The 21,216-nt window shown below is 36.3% G+C and carries 28 protein-coding genes, 1 tRNA gene and 1 pseudogene; 10 read left to right on the forward strand and 20 right to left on the reverse strand.

All coding sequences use genetic code 11. From position 1 onward, the window contains the following. Positions 1–105 precede the first annotated feature (105 nt). The 3 genes from ACZ2V4_RS04510 to ACZ2V4_RS04520 all read right to left on the reverse strand — a co-directional run bounded on the left by ACZ2V4_RS04510 (position 106) and on the right by ACZ2V4_RS04520 (position 3,410). Positions 106–609 (reverse strand): DUF805 domain-containing protein, encoded by a 504-nt coding sequence (locus ACZ2V4_RS04510; RefSeq protein WP_420493949.1) that lies wholly within the window; start codon positions 607–609, stop codon positions 106–108. Next, complete coding sequence (locus ACZ2V4_RS04515) at positions 599–1,573, reverse strand: hypothetical protein (protein WP_283722435.1); 975 nt, start codon at positions 1,571–1,573, stop codon at positions 599–601. The genes ACZ2V4_RS04510 and ACZ2V4_RS04515 overlap by 11 nt, the downstream gene beginning before the upstream one ends. Positions 1,574–1,691: 118 nt before the next feature. Further along, positions 1,692–3,410: an ABC transporter ATP-binding protein gene (locus ACZ2V4_RS04520; protein ID WP_219493088.1), complete on the reverse strand. Its 1,719-nt coding sequence runs from the start codon at positions 3,408–3,410 to the stop codon at positions 1,692–1,694. A 138-nt stretch (positions 3,411–3,548) separates the two neighbouring features. On the opposite strand from ACZ2V4_RS04520, the gene ACZ2V4_RS04525 reads away from it, so the two are divergent. Next, positions 3,549–4,112, forward strand: coding sequence for an STM3941 family protein (locus tag ACZ2V4_RS04525; RefSeq protein WP_219493089.1), 564 nt, complete (start codon positions 3,549–3,551; stop codon positions 4,110–4,112). Between the two features lie 32 nt (positions 4,113–4,144). Then, a complete protein-coding gene (locus ACZ2V4_RS04530) occupies positions 4,145–4,981 on the forward strand; it encodes a hypothetical protein (RefSeq protein ID WP_490514544.1) in 837 nt (278 codons plus the stop codon). Between the two features lie 68 nt (positions 4,982–5,049). On the opposite strand, the gene ACZ2V4_RS04535 is transcribed toward ACZ2V4_RS04530, so the two are convergent. Beyond that, the gene (locus tag ACZ2V4_RS04535; RefSeq protein WP_490514545.1) at positions 5,050–5,472 is read right to left on the reverse strand and encodes a hypothetical protein; all 423 of its coding nucleotides are present in this window, start codon (positions 5,470–5,472) and stop codon (positions 5,050–5,052) included. A 35-nt stretch (positions 5,473–5,507) separates the two neighbouring features. Continuing rightward, positions 5,508–6,041 carry a hypothetical protein gene (locus ACZ2V4_RS04540; protein WP_101143840.1) on the reverse strand — a complete coding sequence of 178 codons (534 nt, stop codon included), beginning with the start codon at positions 6,039–6,041 and terminating at the stop codon, positions 5,508–5,510. A 94-nt stretch (positions 6,042–6,135) separates the two neighbouring features. On the opposite strand from ACZ2V4_RS04540, the gene ACZ2V4_RS04545 reads away from it, so the two are divergent. Further along, positions 6,136–6,894, forward strand: a complete 759-nt coding sequence (locus tag ACZ2V4_RS04545) for a GNAT family N-acetyltransferase (RefSeq protein ID WP_490514546.1) — start codon at positions 6,136–6,138, stop codon at positions 6,892–6,894. Between the two features lie 62 nt (positions 6,895–6,956). Here the strand turns inward: ACZ2V4_RS04545 and ACZ2V4_RS04550 are convergent, their stop codons facing one another. Further along, a complete protein-coding gene (locus ACZ2V4_RS04550) occupies positions 6,957–7,316 on the reverse strand; it encodes a hypothetical protein (protein ID WP_490514547.1) in 360 nt (119 codons plus the stop codon). A gap of 389 nt (positions 7,317–7,705) precedes the next feature. Then, positions 7,706–8,893: a DUF5780 domain-containing protein gene (locus tag ACZ2V4_RS04555; RefSeq protein ID WP_490514548.1), complete on the reverse strand. Its 1,188-nt coding sequence runs from the start codon at positions 8,891–8,893 to the stop codon at positions 7,706–7,708. 578 nt (positions 8,894–9,471) lie between these two features. Here ACZ2V4_RS04555 and ACZ2V4_RS04560 point away from each other — a divergent pair. Genes ACZ2V4_RS04560 through ACZ2V4_RS04570 form a run of 3 tightly spaced genes read left to right on the forward strand, consistent with a single transcriptional unit; the run spans position 9,472 to position 11,394 of the window. Continuing rightward, positions 9,472–9,696: a hypothetical protein gene (locus tag ACZ2V4_RS04560; RefSeq protein ID WP_101152050.1), complete on the forward strand. Its 225-nt coding sequence runs from the start codon at positions 9,472–9,474 to the stop codon at positions 9,694–9,696. Between the two features lie 14 nt (positions 9,697–9,710). After that, positions 9,711–10,376: a response regulator transcription factor gene (locus tag ACZ2V4_RS04565; RefSeq protein WP_490514549.1), complete on the forward strand. Its 666-nt coding sequence runs from the start codon at positions 9,711–9,713 to the stop codon at positions 10,374–10,376. After that, positions 10,366–11,394: a sensor histidine kinase gene (locus tag ACZ2V4_RS04570; RefSeq protein ID WP_490514550.1), complete on the forward strand. Its 1,029-nt coding sequence runs from the start codon at positions 10,366–10,368 to the stop codon at positions 11,392–11,394. The genes ACZ2V4_RS04565 and ACZ2V4_RS04570 overlap by 11 nt, the downstream gene beginning before the upstream one ends. 10 nt (positions 11,395–11,404) lie before the next feature. On the opposite strand, the gene ACZ2V4_RS04575 is transcribed toward ACZ2V4_RS04570, so the two are convergent. The 4 genes from ACZ2V4_RS04575 to ACZ2V4_RS04590 form a co-directional block, all read right to left on the reverse strand. Next, positions 11,405–12,295 (reverse strand): sensor histidine kinase, encoded by an 891-nt coding sequence (locus ACZ2V4_RS04575; protein ID WP_490514551.1) that lies wholly within the window; start codon positions 12,293–12,295, stop codon positions 11,405–11,407. A gap of 14 nt (positions 12,296–12,309) precedes the next feature. Further along, positions 12,310–13,059, reverse strand: a complete 750-nt coding sequence (locus ACZ2V4_RS04580) for an ABC transporter permease (RefSeq protein WP_490514552.1) — start codon at positions 13,057–13,059, stop codon at positions 12,310–12,312. After that, entirely contained in the window at positions 13,056–13,964 is a 909-nt protein-coding gene (locus tag ACZ2V4_RS04585) for an ABC transporter ATP-binding protein (RefSeq protein ID WP_490514553.1), read from the reverse strand. The genes ACZ2V4_RS04580 and ACZ2V4_RS04585 overlap by 4 nt, the downstream gene beginning before the upstream one ends. Positions 13,965–14,051: 87 nt before the next feature. Beyond that, on the reverse strand, positions 14,052–14,741 hold the full coding sequence (locus ACZ2V4_RS04590; RefSeq protein ID WP_420493958.1) for a response regulator transcription factor: 690 nt from the start codon (positions 14,739–14,741) through the stop codon (positions 14,052–14,054). A gap of 69 nt (positions 14,742–14,810) precedes the next feature. Here ACZ2V4_RS04590 and ACZ2V4_RS04595 point away from each other — a divergent pair, with 69 nt between their 5' ends. Further along, on the forward strand, positions 14,811–15,506 hold the full coding sequence (locus tag ACZ2V4_RS04595; RefSeq protein ID WP_458620342.1) for an MIP/aquaporin family protein: 696 nt from the start codon (positions 14,811–14,813) through the stop codon (positions 15,504–15,506). A 57-nt stretch (positions 15,507–15,563) separates the two neighbouring features. On the opposite strand, the gene ACZ2V4_RS04600 is transcribed toward ACZ2V4_RS04595, so the two are convergent. The 7 genes from ACZ2V4_RS04600 to ACZ2V4_RS04630 form a co-directional block, all read right to left on the reverse strand. Next, positions 15,564–15,926 carry a hypothetical protein gene (locus ACZ2V4_RS04600; protein WP_099482763.1) on the reverse strand — a complete coding sequence of 121 codons (363 nt, stop codon included), beginning with the start codon at positions 15,924–15,926 and terminating at the stop codon, positions 15,564–15,566. A gap of 12 nt (positions 15,927–15,938) precedes the next feature. Continuing rightward, positions 15,939–16,670: a DUF3169 family protein gene (locus tag ACZ2V4_RS04605; RefSeq protein ID WP_490514554.1), complete on the reverse strand. Its 732-nt coding sequence runs from the start codon at positions 16,668–16,670 to the stop codon at positions 15,939–15,941. Further along, on the reverse strand, positions 16,667–16,870 hold the full coding sequence (locus tag ACZ2V4_RS04610; protein ID WP_101035854.1) for a helix-turn-helix transcriptional regulator: 204 nt from the start codon (positions 16,868–16,870) through the stop codon (positions 16,667–16,669). The genes ACZ2V4_RS04605 and ACZ2V4_RS04610 overlap by 4 nt, the downstream gene beginning before the upstream one ends. A gap of 105 nt (positions 16,871–16,975) precedes the next feature. Continuing rightward, positions 16,976–17,242: a hypothetical protein gene (locus ACZ2V4_RS04615; protein ID WP_101035858.1), complete on the reverse strand. Its 267-nt coding sequence runs from the start codon at positions 17,240–17,242 to the stop codon at positions 16,976–16,978. Next, positions 17,239–17,592 (reverse strand): TIGR04104 family putative zinc finger protein, encoded by a 354-nt coding sequence (locus tag ACZ2V4_RS04620; RefSeq protein WP_419895117.1) that lies wholly within the window; start codon positions 17,590–17,592, stop codon positions 17,239–17,241. The genes ACZ2V4_RS04615 and ACZ2V4_RS04620 overlap by 4 nt, the downstream gene beginning before the upstream one ends. Before the next feature lie 237 nt (positions 17,593–17,829). After that, positions 17,830–18,336: a GNAT family N-acetyltransferase gene (locus ACZ2V4_RS04625; protein ID WP_198550632.1), complete on the reverse strand. Its 507-nt coding sequence runs from the start codon at positions 18,334–18,336 to the stop codon at positions 17,830–17,832. A 68-nt stretch (positions 18,337–18,404) separates the two neighbouring features. Then, a tRNA-Lys gene (locus tag ACZ2V4_RS04630) sits at positions 18,405–18,494 on the reverse strand. Positions 18,495–18,620: 126 nt separating this feature from the next. Here ACZ2V4_RS04630 and ACZ2V4_RS04635 point away from each other — a divergent pair. Together ACZ2V4_RS04635 and ACZ2V4_RS04640 are read left to right on the forward strand one after the other, a co-directional pair. After that, positions 18,621–18,989, forward strand: a complete 369-nt coding sequence (locus tag ACZ2V4_RS04635; protein ID WP_490514555.1) for a hypothetical protein — start codon at positions 18,621–18,623, stop codon at positions 18,987–18,989. A gap of 6 nt (positions 18,990–18,995) precedes the next feature. Then, positions 18,996–19,541, forward strand: a complete 546-nt coding sequence (locus ACZ2V4_RS04640; protein ID WP_490514556.1) for a hypothetical protein — start codon at positions 18,996–18,998, stop codon at positions 19,539–19,541. Positions 19,542–19,840: 299 nt separating this feature from the next. On the opposite strand, the gene ACZ2V4_RS04645 is transcribed toward ACZ2V4_RS04640, so the two are convergent. Both ACZ2V4_RS04645 and ACZ2V4_RS04650 read right to left on the reverse strand, forming a co-directional pair. Next, positions 19,841–20,335 carry a hypothetical protein gene (locus ACZ2V4_RS04645; RefSeq protein ID WP_490514557.1) on the reverse strand — a complete coding sequence of 165 codons (495 nt, stop codon included), beginning with the start codon at positions 20,333–20,335 and terminating at the stop codon, positions 19,841–19,843. Then, positions 20,325–20,483 (reverse strand): hypothetical protein, encoded by a 159-nt coding sequence (locus ACZ2V4_RS04650; protein ID WP_490514558.1) that lies wholly within the window; start codon positions 20,481–20,483, stop codon positions 20,325–20,327. The genes ACZ2V4_RS04645 and ACZ2V4_RS04650 overlap by 11 nt, the downstream gene beginning before the upstream one ends. Positions 20,484–20,546: 63 nt before the next feature. Between ACZ2V4_RS04650 and ACZ2V4_RS04655 the strand changes: the two are divergent. After that, positions 20,547–21,162, forward strand: a pseudogene (locus tag ACZ2V4_RS04655) (LysE/ArgO family amino acid transporter). Positions 21,163–21,216 lie beyond the last annotated feature (54 nt).

Genomic DNA, 21,216 nt, shown 5'->3' on the forward strand with positions numbered 1-21,216 from the left:
AAAATATTACATTAAAAATATTGGCACATACACTTTATCCAGGTACTTCACACGCCCTTTTAATATATTAAAACACACCCAACTGCATCGAGTTGGGTGCATCTTCTACACGCGTTTCGGGTCTTTGCCATACTTATTATCGCCTTCATTACCTTTAATGAAATTGATGATAAATAAGAACAATCCTCCAAGAACTGTGAATAGCGTAATTAATATAATTGGTAATGATATTGTATCTAAGTTTACCGGAAACGTGCCTGTCATTTGTTCTGTGATAAAACTTAAGATTGCTGATAATACTGTGATGACGATTGCAATTTTACCGCTCATATTAATATCATGTAATCGGCGGCTTGCCTGTGCCATCGTTGGTATAGTAGTGATATATGGAAATATCGTACCTGCTACAAATCCGTAATGATCCATCACATGATAACGTCCGCCAGTCATTATCTCAAGCAACAAGACTACGATTGTAAGAATCAATCCAATAATGATGTTCGCAAGTATATTCAGCCAGACTTCTCTGCGGCGTGCGCGTCCTGTGAATGTGAATCCTTTCGTCCAGAATGCTATAAATGCATCTTTAATCGACATATTATTTTCCATAATCTTCACCTCTTACTTCTACACCAATGTACATATGGCCATCTTTCAACTGTTTCTTATATTGCTTCAGTTTGTCTACATCATGCTGGAAGTGAAGTTTATAAGTTATCCCTTCCACCGCTTCTTCTGTGTGAGTATCAACCACTGTATCTGCTATAAATGTAAAGCGTTCATACTGACCTGCATAATATTGTTGCTCTTTCAGACGTACAGATATGACGGTATATTCATTAAATGCATCTACTTTATTCTGATAGATATGGAAGTTCATATTCTTAGATTTAATTACGCCGACTGACTTACCGAATACTTCCTGCGTAGCAGCACTTACTGCTGCCTCTTCTGTATCGAATGCTTTCATCGGTTCATTCATACCAACCTTATTGTTCGCTTTATTGAGCCATATACCCTTTTCGTTCATCTGAATAACGCCATCTTTCAGCTCTGTTGCTACAGTAACCCCTTCTGATTCATCGTCATTTGTCATGATGCGATCTTCAAGTTTTGTCGCTTTACTGAATGCACCTGACTGAAAATGATGCACTCCAGCCTTACTCTTGATATCCCATGTTTTTTGTTCGAACTTTCCATTTACACTGACCAGATTAAATTCATTCTCTGGAAATGTCAGTTCCGTCGTGTCCTTTGAGATGTTTTCGATAAATCCGGTATATAAGTATTGTGAACGTTTGTAATCTCCGTCCATCATCTTCCATGAATAATAATGACCGTTCGGCAGTTTGAAAGTGCGATCTGCGTGATTTGCTTTGACGCTAAATTTCTCACCCATTGCATCACTCATTGCACTTGACGCCTCTTCATAATCTAAATATTGTCCACTATATAACCCTGATTCCACTTCTAGATCTGTGAGGTCGTTACCTAACACATAATCTTTCGTATCCCTTATCGCGCCAATTGCTAAGAACACAATAAATAAACCGAGCAATATTTTCTTCATCATCCATCCCACACTTCATTTGTATTTTCTTCCATTATTTACATGATACTTCTAAATAGGATTAAGTGTCAATTTAATCTTTATTATCAAAAAAACCGACGAATGATTCGTCGGTTCTTGCTTAAGACATGACTTGTGCATATTGTGCCTGCTGTAATCGATAATATTTACCTTGCTGTGCGATGAGGTCGTCGTGACTGCCACTTTCAACGATGCGCCCGTTCTCTATAAAAAGAATTCGGTCCACATCTCTTATCGTTGACAGACGGTGGGCAATCGTCAGTGTTGTACGCCCTTCTGATAAGCGTTTAAATGCTGCCTGTATACGATTCTCTGTTTCAACGTCAAGCGCACTTGTCGCCTCATCCAGTATAATAATCGGCGGGTTCTTCAAGAACATACGCGCAATAGAAACACGCTGCTTCTGTCCCCCTGATAACTTCGTACCGCGTTCTCCTACAATCGTGTTGATACCCTCTGGCAGCGTATCAACAAACGCTTTCAGCTGCGCTTGTTCTACTGCCCACATAATCTCCTCATCTGTCGCTTCCAAATTCCCATACGCGATATTCTCTTTTAATGTGCCGCTAAAGAGAAATACATCTTGCTGCACGATACCAATCTGTTTACGCAGAGATGCTAACGTATAGTCCTTTATATTCTGTCCATTCATAGTAATCTTGCCGTGCGATGGATCATAGAACCTCGGCAGCAATGAACAGATTGTCGTCTTGCCGCCACCACTCGGTCCGACAAGTGCGATATGTTCCCCGCGCTGAATTGAAAACGATAGATCGTCAAGAATCGTCTGTTCGCCGTACTTGAACGTCACATGGTCATAGACAATCTCTTCCGGTACTTGTTCGAAGCTTACGGCATGAGCGCTATCCTTAACAGCAGGTTCTGTCGCCATAATTTCCTTGAAGTTGCTAAATCCAGCAATACCTTTCGGGAAGAGTTCGATGATCAGGTTAATCGACTGTAGCGGCTTGAATAATATATCCGTAATCATAATAAATGCAACGAACTCTCCATAGCTCATCATGTTCTGTAATACGAAGTAACAGCCTAATATCAATACAATGATCAATGTAAACTTCTGTGAGATATAACCAATCGATGTGTTCCACGACATGTAGTTATACGCCTTTAATTTCGTACGTCTAAAGTCTTCATTCGTCTCTTTAAAACGTTCGTTCTCATAACGTTCATTCGTGAATGCCTGTACTAGACGAATGCCACCGATTGTCTCACTGATGACATCGTTGAACGCAGATACATTGCCAAACAATCTGCGGAACTGCGTCGTCATCTTACGGTTAAAGTATAACGTTAAAGCGAAGATGAGCGGTACGATACAAAACGTGATTAACGCAAGCTTTACATCAATCGTGAGCATAATAATCAGCGCACCAATGACCGTCATCACGGCAACGAACACCTCTTCAGGACCGTGATGCGCAAGTTCACCGATATCCATCAGATCATTCGTCAGCCGACCCATGAGCTTTCCTGTCTTATTACGGTCAAAGAATCCGAAGTTCAGACGCTGCATATGCTGATACAGTTCATTCCGGATATCACGTTCAATATTTGTCCCGAGCTTATGCCCCCAGTAAGTCACGATAAATTTAAGGATCGTGACAAACCCGAACACTAAAAACAAGCCGACCGCACCAAGCACGATATTCGGCCAGTCTTTCGACGGTAACAGCTTATCAATAAACAAACTCGTCATTAATGGAAAGATGAGCTCCAGTACGCCGACAAATACCGCTGAACCAAAATCCAGCATAAACAAACCCTTATACGGCTTGTAGTATTCAAAGAATGATTTCATATGAGTTACCTCTACCCTTTAATATAATATGTATATTTTAACATAGGACAGACAGGTATTTGATATAGATGTCCTTTTAAGTTTTATTTGCAAAGATTAGGGTATAATAATACACAAATATAGGAAGGGATGCAGAACATGGATGAATTAATAGTCAGAAAAAGTATCGTAAAACAAGCTTTTGTAACCTTTATGTCCCTCGGCCTTACTGCACTAGGCGCTTTTTTTCTATACATAGGAATCGAATATAATACATTGTTCGCCATTTTATTTGGTATTTTCATTTTATTAATATTCGGTTTCTTTACTTTCCATCATATTAAATTACTTATTGATGGCCATGACCTCGTGATACTGAACAACAAAGGTTTCTATGATTATTCCAGTGCAATCTCAACGAAAGATCAGCTCATTAAATGGACAGATGTCAGAGACATTGCATTGACAACTATGGGCGGGAAATTATTCGTGTCGATTGAAGTTGAAAATTTTCATGAATTGCTTAAAAGCCAAAACGCGATGTCAAAAAAAGCGATGCGTCTGAATAATAAGATTGGATACAAAGATATCAATATTACGACGCAAAATGCAAAAGGTATGGACGCAAATGACCTGGCGATTATAATGCAGGACTATCATGCAAAGTATGGTAATGCGATTAACTACGAAGCTGGCGAACTTAAACACCTAAAAGACTTATAATATATACATATTAATGTTCGAAAGGATACGCTATGACAAATACATCACGAAATAAACTTATTATTATATGCTTCAGCTTAATCGTTCTGATTACTCTATTCATTATCATCACGAATAAAAAGACGCATGTTGTAACCCACAAAGCAAATAATCCTGAACACTTCACTACGAGTGATGGTACGCAGATTAACTATCTTATCTACCCTGCAAAACACGCAAAAGGAACGTTGCTCTGGCTACATGGTGACGGGGCAGCAGAATTTTATGAACCTGATACAAAGTATTATCTGGAAGGACCACACGGTATAAAACAGGCAGCTGCAGCACATCAATTAACGCTCATTGTACCGAAGACGCCAAGTAAGGATAAGACTTGGTGGACAAACGGGGAGCAGAATAATGAATATCTCGTCGAGCTTATTCGCACATTACCAGATCACGACAACTTATGGATCGGGTCATTCTCGGGAGGTTCTGAAGAAGTGGCATACTGGTTGCTTCATGATTTGAAGAAAGCAGGTGTGCAACGCGGTGGTGCCGTATTATTTGGTGGTGGAGGCTCACCGAAGTCTGAAGGTATTACAGATACATTACCCAAAAGTGACGTCATCCAGGAATCATTCCCATTAACATGGATTGCAGGAGAACATGATGACGGTACTGACAAATACGCAAAAGGCTTTAATACATTAAAGAAAAGTAAGGAAAGTGAGGCTTTCTATCGAAGTCAGGGATGGGATACAAAACGTATCGTGCTGGAAGGTTATGGTCATTTAATTTCTAACGATGATGAAGGGTTATACGGTAAATATTTAGACGATGTTTTAAATGGTAAGCGTGATGAGATTAAGTCATTACCCAAGAAATAAAAGGCTTAATACAAATAAACTGCACCCTGAACGTTTGCCTTAAAATCTAACTTTCGGGTGCAGTTTATTCACTTCAACATGGATTTCTCTTTTATTTCTTTTATCTCCTGTCTATCAACAATATGCCTCATGTTCGTACCTACTGCTGCACCGAAAATAGCAACCGTAAAACCGAACAACCCTGATGTATCCATATCATTCATCTTGTAATACATATGCAATAACAAAGAGATAATCAACTTCACTGCAAGCACTGTATATTCGTACTTCTTCTGTGCTACACGTTGCTCTAACCCTGCCAGTCGATCTGTATGAAGTAACTGCCTGAGTCTCGTTTCGTGAGGAATGATAAAGAATGGTCCAATTAAAACTACTATAAGAAAAGTAAATATAAACGGTTCCTGCTGCACGCCACTATCAATCAATAACCATAATAACATCACTACAATGGTTCCATAGATAAGATAATTTAGCCATAGTTTCTTCGTCATATCATGACATCCTTTCTATATGTTTTAATATAACTTCACTGTTCCAACTTTTCGATATCCTCAAAATCATAGTCTTCATACAATTTGTCGCGGTCGGTCGGTTTATTTTTATTGTTCGCAAACCACGGTATTAAAATGATGAGTAATATGCCGACGGTACTCGTACTATGCATAATAACGTTAGAATAATAACTATACGCATAGATTATAGGTAAACCTATGAATCCAAGTAATAAATACACAGCGGGTGACTTCCTTAGAAATCTGAATCGTTTTATCTCTGTAGATAAAGATGATAAATACAGTAAGGAGAATAATCCTATGAAAAAACTAAATCGCTTGAACTGATCCAGGCCTTCACGACGTGCTGCTTCTTCCATCGAATAATCGTCATAGGGGTAGCTAAAATCTTGGAATATGTAGATAAAAAATAAGACAATCATAACAAGCGAAAGAATAAAGGGGATAGTCATCAGCTTCTTATACAGATGAAACGGCAGTTCCCCTTTAAAGTTAAATAAATTCTTTATAAAATATTGAAACGTTCTCTTGAAATCCGTTTTATCCATGTAGCACCTCTCTTATCATATTAATACAATTACTGTAAAATATATAGTATATATAAAATCATGTATAATAAATAATAAAAAGCGAGGTAATAACATGCTGTCATTTAAAGATACACATAATACCGCGGACATATTAGAAGAAAACGCTCGTTATATTCACTACCATACGCCGAGTCAGTTGATTAAGTATTACGCAAACTACTTCGAATATAAAGAGATGCCGACGCTAGAACTATTTAAAGAAGATCTATCGTATCAGCGTGATTTTCATATGAAACATCATCAACAGCATCTATTATTCATCTTTCCTGACAACGAAGTGATTCCGGAATCAATTGTCGCTTATGCGAAATCACATGGTTGTAACCTAGAGATGATGGAATTGTATGAACTAAAGCATCCGAAGCAGTTAAGACGTAACGATGAGGTCGTTTGCGAGGTGGTTACACAGGACGGACCAATATTCGATGACTTCCTAAAGGTCTGTGCTACAGGAGAAATCGAGTACGGAGAAGACTTTGTAAAGCTGAAAGACGAGACACATAGACGTGATTTGTTAAAGCATAACATACTACAGATTGTCGCATACATAGACAACATGCCTGTCGGTAAGATAGAAGCGATTATAGAAGACGAGACAGTAGAAATCGATGACTTCTACGTGATTGAAACGTATCGTAAACGTGGTATCGGGAGTCGTCTGCAAGAAGCGGTGTATGACTTGGCACATGGCAAGCAAGTATTCCTTATTGCAGATGGAAACGATACCGCACGCGATATGTATCAGCGACAAGGTTATGAAAAGATAGCTGAACGCTATGAACTGTTGCTGGCGCCGCATTCAAGTGATTAAAATTGATTCAGTAAAACTTGAAATCATATACTACGTAAAAAGACGCAGTCCCCTGCGTCTTTTTATTTCTCAATTTGTATCAGCCTTCTGAACGTACTATATACTAATACTCCCGTCACTAGAACCATGACACCTTCAAAGAATAATAAGAACCAAGATGCATGGTATTTAATCATAAAACTAAATAATACAATAGCGTAAACAAATATCAATAATCTATATACAAACACTCGGACACTTCGAGAAGATTTATCTATTAAATCAGGATAAAATGCTAATGCCAGCATCGGCACTGATAAGCTATAGAAGCCACCTAATGAATCAGCGATATTGTCACTCATTATCTCTGTATAAATGTTATAGATAGTTGATAGAACGAACATCATAAAAAAGAAAATTAATAAACCTGAACGCAAATTCATGGAGCTCCACCTTTCTGCTATAGACCAAATATTAATGTACCGAAAAATATCACTAACCCGATACTGGAAGCAACAAGAATATTTAATAAAAGAATAAATGCTCTTAGCTATCCTTTTTCTATCATGAAACCGAAGAATGTGCCAACTATCCCAATAATAGGTGTGAGGAATATGAGTGTATTCTGATTATCGTTATTATAGAAGAACACGTGTTTCACTTCATCCTAAAAGATCATGGTTAAGTTAAAATAAGCTTAAAGCGTTAAAGTCGTACTCATACCAACACCTCACTGTGTCAGTGAGGTTTTTTATTTTCTCAATTATTTTTTATAGATTGACTTTATTCGTAAAATCAAAAATAGTAGTCTCTGAAGACTGTGATTTCCATTCTACTCCGCTGTATCTTCTTCAACACTCGTTTCACTATCATATGTTTCCTCTGATGGCTCTTCTGGTTCTTCTTCACTTGATTCTTCTTCAATCGTCTCGTCTTCGATTGTTTCTTCTTCAATCGATTCTTCAATTGATTCTTCCGTCACAGGTTCATCCGTGTCCTCTTCTTCACTCTCAGTATCATATTCTTCTTCCGTGTCATAATCTTCTTCCGTGTCAGTCCATTCTTCTGTATCACTTTCTGAACTGTCGACATCTTCCTCCTCATAGTCTTCAAAGTCGTAGTCGTCGAAATTGTAGTCACTCGGATCTGTTTCTTCTACTTCGTAATAACCATAAATGTCATCTATCCCGTACAGCGCTTCATAGGCATCAAGGTATGCAATGAATCCCATAAGTCTAAGGTATGCTAAGTATGCTTCTAATTCTTCTTTAGAGATTTTGCTTTTTTCTTCAATGTTCTTACTGATCTCATCAAGCTTCTTCTGGTCTAAATCTTCCGGTAAAGTCGCTGTTTCAGACTTTTCTGGTTGTTTCGTCTTTCCGTTTCGATAGAACACGTACTTCTTACCATCTTTAATATCTTTCAATCGTTTACCTTCATATACTTTCATAAATTCATCTAAACTTGGATTATCCCATTTCTTCCCTTCAAAGTCTGTATAGCTGACGACTACCGGTTTAAAGGTATCGATCCCAAGGTTCGCTTTAATCTCAAACCCGTGTGCTTTCCCGAACTCACCTTTCGCAGGAATATTTACAGCATCTCCGTTCACACCACGTAAGTAGCTCTTTCCGAAATCAATACTTCCTTTAATCTTAATTGGTAATCCGTTCTTGTCCCACGCTACAAAACCATACTGTATATCACGAATATCCTTATTCGTATTATTTTTAACAAGCGCTTGTAACATATCAGGGTATAGAGCTTTCAAGTCATCATGCTGCACCACATACTTTGCATCAAACGCATAAACATCCTGCTTCTTGAGCGCTTCTTCTAATTTACTAGCAGCTGATTTTTCTTCCTTCTTTGTTTCACTTGTTTTAGATTTCTGTTCATTTACTTTCTCACTCTTAAATACTTCTCGCTCGCCTTTTACATATGGAATTGAAATTATCCCAAGGATTCCTAACAATGCGATAGCGATGACTACTGTCATAATTCTCTTAAAACTAAACATTATCCATTCCCCTTTTATTTTATTTAATTAATATTATAAAATAATGGTCATTTGTATGGAATATTAATTCAAGGAAAATATTTCAATTATTAAAATAAACACCCCTAAAGCTGAATTTTAAGGTTCAACTTTAGGGGGGCACTATATTTTCTTATGGATTTATTTCCTCATTTTATTAACTTCATCAACTATTTCCATGTGCTATTTAAAGTGTGTATATATTTTTTCTAAATTTAATATATCATCACTCTCCTTTAATGTATTTGTCCAATATCCAATTCAGTGCGTTCAGTTTCTGTATACTTTCGCAATTCGCTGTCTTATTAAATTGATTTAACGCTAACAAATATTCAGGATATTCACTCTCAATAGATTCTAGTTGACCTAGCTCAATAAAAAATATCAAAGTTCCACTTCAATTTTAAACATTGCGGATATCTGTTAATAATATATGATTTTCCGTTTCAATATATTTTAAAAAAATTTAACTTTTTTTATTTCAATTGCGATTTTTATATGAAATTCATAATTTATTCAGATTTGGATTATATATTGTTATCATAAAGGAGGAGATATTAATGGAAAATAATATTGGAGTAGGGTTTATTATCATTGCAATGCTTTGTTTAGGTGCAGCAATAGTTATCGCGTTCGTTTATATCTTTAATTTTATCATTGCATTACTCAATGAAGTTAAACCTAAAGATAGGACTAAAAATAATAAAAAGTATCTACCAGTTCTTTTATTGTTCTTAGGATATATCGTGTTTTATGGAATCGGATTTGTATTGATTAATAAATAGAGAGGGATAGTGAAATGAAAGGGTTTAATGTGCTAATCATAGAAGATGATACAATAATACTTCATAGTTTAAAGAGGCTTTTAGAATCAAAAGGTTTAAATATATTCATTAATCAAACCGGAGAAAATGTTATTCAACAACTGGTTGATATGCATTTAATCATAATGGATATTATGCTCCCTTATGATAATGGGCTTTCAATTACGCAAGACATTCGGAAGTTCTCTAATATCCCTATTATCTTCATGTCTGCCAGAAATGATATTGACACAAAACTGCAAGGTTTGAGTAACGGTGAAGATTACATCACTAAACCCTTTCATCCACTAGAACTTATAGCTAGAGTTCAAAATTTATTAGATAAACATTATATTGACGATGTTACTACATTCCATAATTTTAAAATAGATACTGTTAATCACATTATATATGACGCATCAGATGAGGTTATTAAATTAACCAAAACTGAACATAAGCTTTTCTTTTATTTATTCAGTAATTTGAACACTGTACTAACGAAAGAGCAGTTATTTGACTATATTTGGTTTGATGAAGATAAATTCGATAATCTATTAAATACATATGTTAAGAGACTACGTTCGAAGCTACAGGATCATGATGCTAAAATAATTAAAACAATTTACGGAATTGGCTATAGGATGGTGTCACATGAAGAATAAAAGTCTTATTCGCAAATATTACTTCGTTATGTCTGTATGTATTGTGCTTATTCCTATCAGCTTTATCTTACTTAACTATATGTTCCTGTTTATACACACCACATTGTTTTCAATGCTAAATGTAGATAAAAAGTTTAGCAGTTCATTTTTATATGTAAACTTTTATTTATTTTATTTTTTATTACTTTTCATTTTTGTTATTATTGGTGCTAAATTCTTCAAAAATACAATCAAAAGAATCACTCAACTAGATAATACACTTGAAGAAATTATTTACAAAGATATTTATCCAAATAAAATTGAAGTATCAAAGAATAGCCAGGATGAAATCAACTTACTCGCTCAAACTATCAATAAATTAATTGATCGCTTAAGACATAAAGAAATGCTGCTTGATACAAATTTAAAAACAAAAAACGAACATATCCAGCAACTATCGCACGATATTAATACACCTTTGACAGCTATTACACTTGAACTTTATGAACTTGCAGACGACTATCACATCCCTGATGAAAAAATAGAGCATATATACTCTAGGATCAATTACACAAGTCAGCTTGTTAAAAAGGTGAGCGAGGCTGCAGAAGTAGATTTACAGAACCAATATTTATTTCTGGATGATATAAATATTAGCCAGCTTTTAAATAAATCTTTAGATAAATGGCAATACTTACTTGAGAAAAAACAAATCACAATAATAACAAATATTGTTCAGAATATTATCTGGAATGGAGACCAGCTTTTATATGAGCGGTTATTTGATAATATCCTTTCAAATATTACTCATCATTCTAAAACAGGTGAAATTTCAATTAAATTGAATAATTCTCAGCTCATTATCAAAGATTATGGTATTGGATTTACTGTTAACAGTAATCCTCCTCAAAAATCAGGTAGCGGTATTATCAATAGTATCTGTGAACGGATGAATTTAGGGTTAATTATTACGTCTTCTAAACAAGGTACAAAGTATGTGATTAATTTAAAAAACAAGTCAGAAGTATCATACTCCTGACTTGTTTTAATTAATTTTCAAACATGAGCTGCATCTTAAATACTTGTTCATCCACTTCAATATGTGCAGTGCCGTCCTGCAGTTCCATCAATTTCTTCACGATATATAGTCCTAGTCCGTTATGCGTCCCTTGTCTGCTCGAATCTCCCATTACAGAACGTTCGAATAGTCTAGCTGGGTTGGTTACTTTCTCTTTCATATCATTTTCAATCGTTACAATCAGCTTGTCTCCAGAGTGCTCATAGTATATATGGATATAGCGTTCTGCAAATCTGAGGGCATTGATAATAACGTTGTTAATAATACGTATGGTTGCTTGTTTATCAATATAGATTTCGTGCGTTGTTTCTGTAATTTGTATGTCGAGGTCTTTATGTTCGATTTCTCTGAAGTAGAGCAGCAGGACATCGTTGATAATACTGTTAACCGCTATATATTCACGCTCTAATTGAATACTTTCAGATTCTATTAACGACACATCATAGAATGTATTGATATGTTCTATCAGATCATCTATTTTACGTTCCATTATCGTTAAGTAATGCGTACGCTCCGCTTCTGTCATTGTCTCTTTCTGTATCACTTCCATATATCCACGAAGTGATGTCAGTGGTGTTCTAAGGTCATGTGACACGTTCGCCCACTCTTCTTTTTGAGCCTGCAGATCCTTCTGATAGTGTACACGTTCTGATATTTGTTTATCAATCAGTCCGTTAATACCATCTGTTACGTCGTTCACTCTTTTCAAATGCGTCTCCGTGCGGATGCGTTCATTTGTGTGTGCTCGATGACTCACTTCCGTTAACTGCCGTGCAATACGCTTTAGGTCATAATAGTACATCGCATTCAGTACTACGGATGCGATACATATAAATGTTATAATAATGAATGCGATGCCCATATTTCTCCTCTTTTCTAGAAGTCTTCTTTTTTAAATAGTCGATAGCCAATGAATAAGCTCAAACTTGTGATAATGAGACTGGATATCCAGAAGTCTGCACTTAATTCTACATTATGATTCATAAATTCTGACAGCACTCTATCACTCAGCACTTTTGGTGTGAGGTTGTAGAATACGTCAAAAGCTTTATTTATTTTAGTGAGAATATAAGCTACTGTAGATGTGCCAAGCAGGATGAATATAAATGATACAATTGCTGTTGTTTCTCTTCGAATCACCATATTAAGTGCATGTACGAGACTAAATGCGCCGAGTATTATCGGTGAGAAGTTAATGAGTGAGAGCAGGAACTCCTCTACTGCACGCGTGTCTTTCGGAAAGAACAGCTGTCCACATGTCAGCAGCACAATAGTACCTAGTATACATAGGATTGTAAATGCGATAAGCGCTACTAAATATTTACTGAAGTAGATCGTTGCTCTAGAAATCCCAAACGATATACTTTGTTTTAATACACGCTTACTCTCTTTATTCGTCAGGAATGAATTGATTACTGCACCTATCATCACAATGAAAAGCCACATTCCAAACACATTGTTATAATAGAAATCTGCTCTATAGTACGGGAAGTACTCCCCGTTATGCCCAAAATAATAAAGCGTCAGTGCGGCAATTATCAGCAGCGTAATACAGATTGCATAAGTGATATATATCCCTTTTGTTCTAAGTAACTTATACGCTTCACTTCTCATATAGTTCATCATGGCGTCACCTCTAAGCTTAGGAAGTAATCTTCCAGACTATTGGTCTCGGTCATGATTTCTTTCACATCGATATCATGCTGCATCAATATTCTGTTAATCTGTGCTGCATCTTCTACATGATTATCCAGTTTTAACGTATTATCCGGCAATACTGTATACTTTAAGTCCGCGAAGCTTTCTTCTAATACACGTGCTGCGCGTGATGGATGATCGACAATTAATTTCAGTGATTTACGGTTTCTGTTATGTAATTCTTCTCTCGAGATATCCTCAATAACCTGACCTTTATCGATAAAGAGAAAACGCGTTGCGACGAGTTGTAATTCTGACAAGATATGACTTGATATTAGAATCGTGATATCTTGTTCTTTATTTAACTTGAGCAGTAATTTACGAATATCTGAAATCCCTTCAGCATCTAACCCATTTGTCGGTTCATCGAGTACAAGACAGTCTGGGCCTGCCATTAACGTAAGTGCCAAGCCAAGCCTTTGTTTCATTCCCATTGAATATTCCTTAAAGCGTGTTGCAGGATATTTTGAGAGATCCACGGCTTCAATCACGCGTTTAACCGCATCCTTACTGCTAATACCGCGTTGTAATCTAAAGTAATTCAAATTCTCATAAGCTGTAAGATCTGCAAAGAATTCAGGACTTTCAATCATAAATCCCATACGTTTACGCGCACGATTCGACTCTGTTGCTGCATAATCGAAGAAAGCCATTTCTCCACCAGTTGGCTGTAATTGCCCTGCCAGCAGTTTGAAGAAAGTTGATTTTCCTGCACCGTTCTTACCGATAATCGCACAGATTTCACCTTTGAATAACTGGAAATCAAGTGGTTTTAAGCCTTTATTCGTTGTAAACGTCTTCTCGAGCTGATGTGTTCTGATAATAGATTCCATAATACCCTCCTTAAAGATTGATTAATATCATTGTAATGAAACGACTGTTAAAATCCTTTAAGAAAAGTTTAAAGAAATCATAAAGATTTATATGAGCATGAATCCAATCCCCCATACCGTCTTAATATATGGTTCATCAGTAATCTGACTGAATTTCTTTCGTATATTCGACACATGCACACTGACAGTATTATCATCACCAACATACGTCCCATTCCCGAGTGCGTTGAATATCTTTTGCTTTGATAACGGTACTTCCGGATGCTTCATTAATATCGTCAATATATCAAACTCAGAATTCGTAAGCTGAATCCCTTTATTATTCAGAGTCACTTCACGTTTCTCAGTGTCCAGCTCCAATGCTCTATGCGTGATAAGACTGCCCCCTTTCTCCACATTCCTAAGCTGTACCATAACACGCGCCAGCACCTCCTCCTGATAGAAAGGCTTTGTAATATAATCATCCGCACCAAGAGTCAGCAAGTTCACCTTATGTTCAAGTTCATGCTTAGCCGTAATAATAATCACTTTCGTATTTGTATGATGCTTTATCTCGCCTAGCAACGTTTTACCATTCATGTAAGGCATCATCAGATCCAGCAAGATCAGATCAAACGCCTGTTCCTTAATATACATATAACCTTCTTTACCATCATGTGCCACCGTCACATCATAATGTCCGCTTAATGTAAGCGCTAATAAATCCGCAATATCTCTGTCGTCCTCAATAATTAATATATGTGCCATGACTTCACCTTTTAAGTAAGTTTTACTCATAGTTTAACATCAAATACGATGATGCCAATAAAAAAACAGCATTTGTATTTACAAGTTATTTGTTATAAGATGTACAAATCAGCTTTAGGAGGCAATTTAATGAAAAAGTATTTATCAGAACTATTAGGAACATTTGTATTAGTATTCTTCGGGACAGGGACTGCTGTTATGGCATCACTTAATCCAGACAACAACGTCGGTATATTCGGCATCGCATTTGCATTCGGTTTAACTGTTATCGCAGCAGCATACGCAATAGGTGATATCTCAGGCGGACATTTAAATCCAGCAATTTCGTTTGCGATGTTTTTAGATAAAAGATTATCACTTAAAGACTTTGCGATCTATTCAGTATTCCAGACAATCGGTGCATTACTTGCAACAACATTAATTTGGGCGATTCTTAAGTCATTCAAAACTGAGATTCCATTCTCTTACGGTGCAAACGCGCCTGGCGATTTAACAATCTGGGGTGCTTTCTTAGTTGAAGTTATCCTTACATTTGTATTCGTCTTCGTTGTATTATCAGTAACGAAAACGAAATTTATCGCACCAAGCTTAGCAGTACTTGTAATTGGATTTACATTAACGATGGTACATTTAATCGGAATTCCGTTAACTGGTACATCAGTAAACCCTGCAAGAAGTATCGCTCCAGCGTTATTCACTGGTGGCGAAGCATTATCAACATTATGGATCTTCATCGTAGCACCATTAGTAGGTGCAGCAGTAGCAGCAGTTACACATAACTATTTAGAATCATAAAAAATAATCCAGTACACGTGAATGTGTGCTGGATTTTTTATACACTTTAAAGTTACTTTATTCTTGCTCCGGTTCCATGCCTTTTAATTTTTTCAGCAATACTTTTTTCTGCGACATTGGTATCCAGAAGATTATTTGGCCATCTTCACTCTTTGAAACCTCATATCGATTATAACCTGTTACTTGATACAAACGCTCACGTGGCATATTGAGCCGCTTCACTTCCTGATCAAGCTGTTCATTAATCTCCTCTTCATCGCTTGTCGTGATGAAGAAAGTCATCACTGTACTTATAATAAGGAGCCCATAAGCAATACTCCACCACACACTATCATTTCCCATTACATTAACCATGATATAAATTGTAGATAATATAAGCATAATAATAAATTGTTTCGGTTTTCTCTTTATGTGCCTCATCACGACAGCTCCTTAACGGTTAAACTCTTCGTTCTTCTTATAGTATACAACTGTTGAATAAATAAGTACTGCAGCAATTGCAAACATGGCTAAGTACTGATTTTCCCCAGTAGCTGCTTGATATATTCCTAGCAGCATGAGTATCACTGAAAGCATGAGAATCATAATTTCATATGTCTTTGATAATGAACGTAACATTACTAAGCGTTCACCTTCATCAATGCCATCAATCACTTTCTCCATCAAATTTGGATCTCCAAACTTGATCGACACGTCACTGTTTGTTATCGTCGGATATGCCGTTAACACTTTAGCCGTCTGTTTACTGATGAATGTATAAAATATTGCACAAGCAATAAAGTATACAGCGAATATGATAATATGTGACCTCTCAGGTTCAATTAATATCGTTATACTTAAACAAAGCGATAATAACAATATATGATAGGCATTCACTACATTTGCTGATGCTTTATTATGATGGGTCACTTGGTAGATAAACCGATCATCTTCAGGTAAATTGATATCACTGTTCATCGCTTTAAATTGCTGGACAGACTTAAAGTATAAGTATAAAGCAATCACAAATAATATCGGCACGATATACCAAAGGATTTTTATATTATATGTTGCTTGAAGTGATGTTACTGCATCGTAGAGTGCAGGAATACTGTATCCTGCGATAGCACCGAAAGCCATTCCAATCATTATTTTTAGAAATCCACTATTCTTTTTCTTACTCATAACTCATCCTCCTCAAATATAAATATATCTTCTACCCGCTCATTAAATATTCTAGCGATTCTAACAGCGGTTAGTATAGATGGCATGAAATCATCGCGTTCGATAAGTGAAATCGTCTGCCTTGAAACATGCGCAAGTTTGGCAAGCTGGGTTTGATTATATCCCTCTCTTGCACGGAGTTCCTTTAATCGATTCTTCAATAGGCGCAGCTCCTTTCAATCATTTATAATCTAATTGTAATTTATGATAGTTATTTTGACAATTATATTAGTCAAAACGACTATCACAAATCCCACATGACATTGTCATGCGGGATTATTTTTATCGTAATTTTTGTATTCATAAAGTGTAACTAACGAAATTACAGCAAGTGTGATAGGTACAAAGCTGACATAGCTTAAGAAGATATTATTGTGATTTAATGAATGATATGTATTTCCATCACTATACATATAATCTATATATTCATTTGCAAACCCTAAAATGTATTGCAAAATCACCATCGTTGAAATAACGATGGTATTAATTATGAACATAATAATTGTAGTGATTAGATAATATTGTTTTGTCATAGCGATTTCCTCTTTTGTTTCTTCTCCATCTCCCGAAACTGTTCTTCAAGCAATCCATCTTTCTCAGCGACGAGTTTCAGTGATAACGGAAATAGCACGATGACTAAAGCAAGCGCGATAATCATCAAGACTGTAAGGAGGGGTATGGGTATTTTAATTAGTGGTGCTGCTATGATCAGTATGAGTTCCACTAGCAGCATTAATCCATATGATTTCGCCATTCTTTTGTTTGAGATATATTGTCTACCGCCACACTTCGGACATATGACGATAGTATCCGTAGAAGGTTTCCATGCCGCTTTCATGCGTTCTTTAAAAGTGAATTTGTGATTACAGTGTACGCATTTCATCTTTAAGCCCCCTATTATCTTCTGCTGTTTATTTTGTGCATACACATCATGGCAAGACCAATTTTACCTTTATCAGTATCTAGGCGATGAAAGATTTCATAGGTATTCGTAGAGATAGATTGCTATAGTTAACATCAATACAGAAATTGATAAATAGATCATCATCGCCTTTTTGAATTGGTCACTGAGCACCTAGATCACCTCTTACCTAAAATATACCATATCGAGGATAAAATTCTATATATTTTTTAACATGATAATATCTATCTGTTCGTCGTCGCCCATGAAAAACGCATGTTGGTCGACTTTTGTAAAGCCCATCTTCTGATAGAAATCAATGGCGTTTGTATTCTTCTCCCACACACCGAGCCAGATGTGTTCACATGATAATGCACGCGCTTTTTGAAGAGCATGCTGGTATAGTGCTTTTCCTAATCCATGTTTCTGAAATTGCTTCAGAATATAGATACGCTCAATTTCCAGATGATGTTCATCAAAGGGTTCAGTCTGTGCGTCCTTTATATTTAACTTTAAATAGCCGGCAAGCTGTTCTTCATGAAATATAAAATAGAAGAATGAATGTGGATTTGAAAGTTCTCGTTCTACTTTTTCATCTGTAAAAGCCGTCTTCAAGTAATGATCAATATTTTCTTTTTTATTTTGAGCTCTAAACGTTTCATCAAATGTCTGATATGCGATATGCTGCAATGCTTGCTTGTCCTCTATTGTACATGGTTGAATCATGTCATCACTCCTTTTGTTAAAATATAACACAAAAAAAGACCAGAACATCATGTTCTGATCTCGGTCTACGGAGGGAGAAGGATTTGAACCAACGCAAGCTATAAAGCTTCTAACCGATATAAATATCGGTCCCCTTAACCAGGCTTGGGTATCCCTCCAAAATTCAATTACCTGAATATTATATGATAAAAACAGACATATTTCAAGTTTATTGTTAAATTTTCTTTGTCTAATTTAAAATGTTATTATAAAGTGAAATTAACAGTATATAAAGGAGTGGACACATGAAACGATTAAGCTATATCGTAATATTAACATTATTACTTGCAGCATGTGGGAATGCGAAAGAAAAAGAGGCACCAGATGCATCTGGTGAGAATGTTAAGAAGTATGACCTCGTCTATGCAGAAGTGCTGAATAACGGCAGTGAGAGCAAGATGTCCATGGAAGTCGGTTACAAGGACAACAACAAGTTAAAATCTAAGCGATTTGATACAGAGAATGTCGTAGAACATATTCTTAAAGATGAGAATGCGAAGCCTTATATTTTAGTGAAAAAAGATGATATCCATATCTTCAGACAGCCTTATATCATCTTTGACAACGAAGGCGAATTCGATGCTAAGGTCGAGAAAAAATCTGTTGTGGAGTAGATGACTATGAAGTTATTAAAAATATTTGCGATTGTGATGTTATTGATGCTAATACCCGAAACCATTGATGCAGGGGGTACGACGAGTTCGTCGGGTTCATCGTCAACGAGTTCGAGTGCGAGCAGCAGTGCAGCCCGTGCTTCAACGACTTCAAGAGCGGCAATGAATGCATCACGCATCAACACAATGATTCGAATGAACAGTACATCACGTATGAGTTCTTCGAGAAATATGCAGCGTGCAAAATCAAACGCAGTAACCCTTGCACCTCCTATGCGCAGTAAATTTTCTGGACCAATGAAATATCAAGCTGCTCATAATCAGTTCGTGAACAATCAAATATTTTACGGTGCTATGTACGGACATTCTTCAAACGTGCAAAGACAGCAAGCTTTAATCAGACAACAACTCGGCAACCGAAAAGCGTATACTATCATCGTGAAACGTAATGGGAAAGAACGCTTGTATGTCGTATCAAAAGAAATTTATGACCGTGTTGAAAGTGGCGATACGGTGCATATTAAGAATGGTGTCGTGACATTGAACGAGTGAGGTTGAGACGGTGTTTTGTAGGTGGCGAACTTTTGTGTAGTTCGTCACCTACAGTTGGTTTTGACCTCTTCCACTTGTCTAGGTGTCGGACTTCTGTGTAGTTCGACACCTACAGTTAGTTTTGCCCTCTTCCACTTGTCTAGGTGGCGGACTTCTATGTAGTTCGTCACCTACAGTTGGTTTTGTCCTCTTCCACCTGTCTAGGTGGCGGACTTCTACATAGTTCGTCACCTACAGTTGGTTTTGTCCTCTTCCACCTGTCTAGGTGGCGGACTTCTATATAGTTCGACACTTTTATTTTATAAAAAGCCATTTCCATCTAAACATTCCAGCAAATATTGAAAGTCAGAACTCTGAATATCTTCAGTCATCGTTTCAAAAGGAATGTAGCAAAGTAACAATTCACTTAATTTCTGAGCTTGTCCATAAACTTTAAAATTCGATACCTTTTTTCCGTCTTTTGATTCTAAGACTATAGATACCCCTCTGCCAGAATTATGTCTTCCGATGAGTGATTGATAAGTAAGTTCAGATCCTATAGGGTATGTATCGTCTCCTTTATCTTTATATGCAGCATCTATGATTTTATTAAGTGCATGTTTATCACTAATATGAAATAGTTTATAAATATACAGTGGGTCAACTTCTTCATCATTGTGATAATCATCGTGATGAATTGAATGAACCGGTATTTCAAACGCTTTATATTGTCTCAGCAGTGCTTCAATATTTTCTTTATCATTAGATAACCGCCTCATCTTGTTATAACGTTTGAACATTTCTTCATAAGTCATGATATACCTCCATCAACTTCTTACTTTCAATGATTTCTCTTAGCCACTTTATATTAGGTTCTATCAGCGCTTCATCAATATATTCATATGAAAATCTTATTTTATCTTTATCTGAAGTTGGATAGATTTCTCCTGGTTGACCTGTCATTTTAATCTGGTGGATTTAAACGTATGACTTTTTCTTTATACTATCATAAAGGAGGTCTTTCATATGATTCAATCAATTTTGCACGGATTCTTACTCGCATTCGGGTTAATATTACCACTCGGAGCACAAAATGTATTTGTTTTCAATCAAGGTGCAAACCATAAAAGCTTTAAAAAAAATCATACCAGTCGTCGTTACAGCAGGTCTTTGTGATACTTTGCTCATCTTACTTGCAGTGTTTGGTGTTTCATTATTATTAAATCAATATCCAGCGCTTCAACTAATTATCTATTCTATAGGTTTCATATTCTTACTTTATATGGCATGGTCGCTATGGCATGAATCACCAAGCTCTAAATCTGATAGCCCACCCATGTCCGTAAAGAAACAAATAAGCTTTGCGCTTTCAGTATCTTTATTAAATCCTCATGCCATCATGGATACAATTGGTGTGATTGGTACAAATGCTGCAATGTATCAACACGCTGAAAAAATAGTATTCACTATAACCACTATCTCTGTTTCATGGATATGGTTTATATCGCTCGGACTAATCGGAAAGCTTGTCGGGAACATCGATCAAGAAGGTAAATTCATCTTAGTACTAAATAAAGTGTCGAGCATCATAATTATTGCTGTAGCAGTACTGATAGCGAAAAATATTATTGAGATAATTTAATTTTATTGTTGATTAAAAATGTACTAATAATTACAATTATCAATCCGATGGCGA

It is taken from the genome of Macrococcus sp. CoH-51_TC_04 (assembly GCF_058188655.1).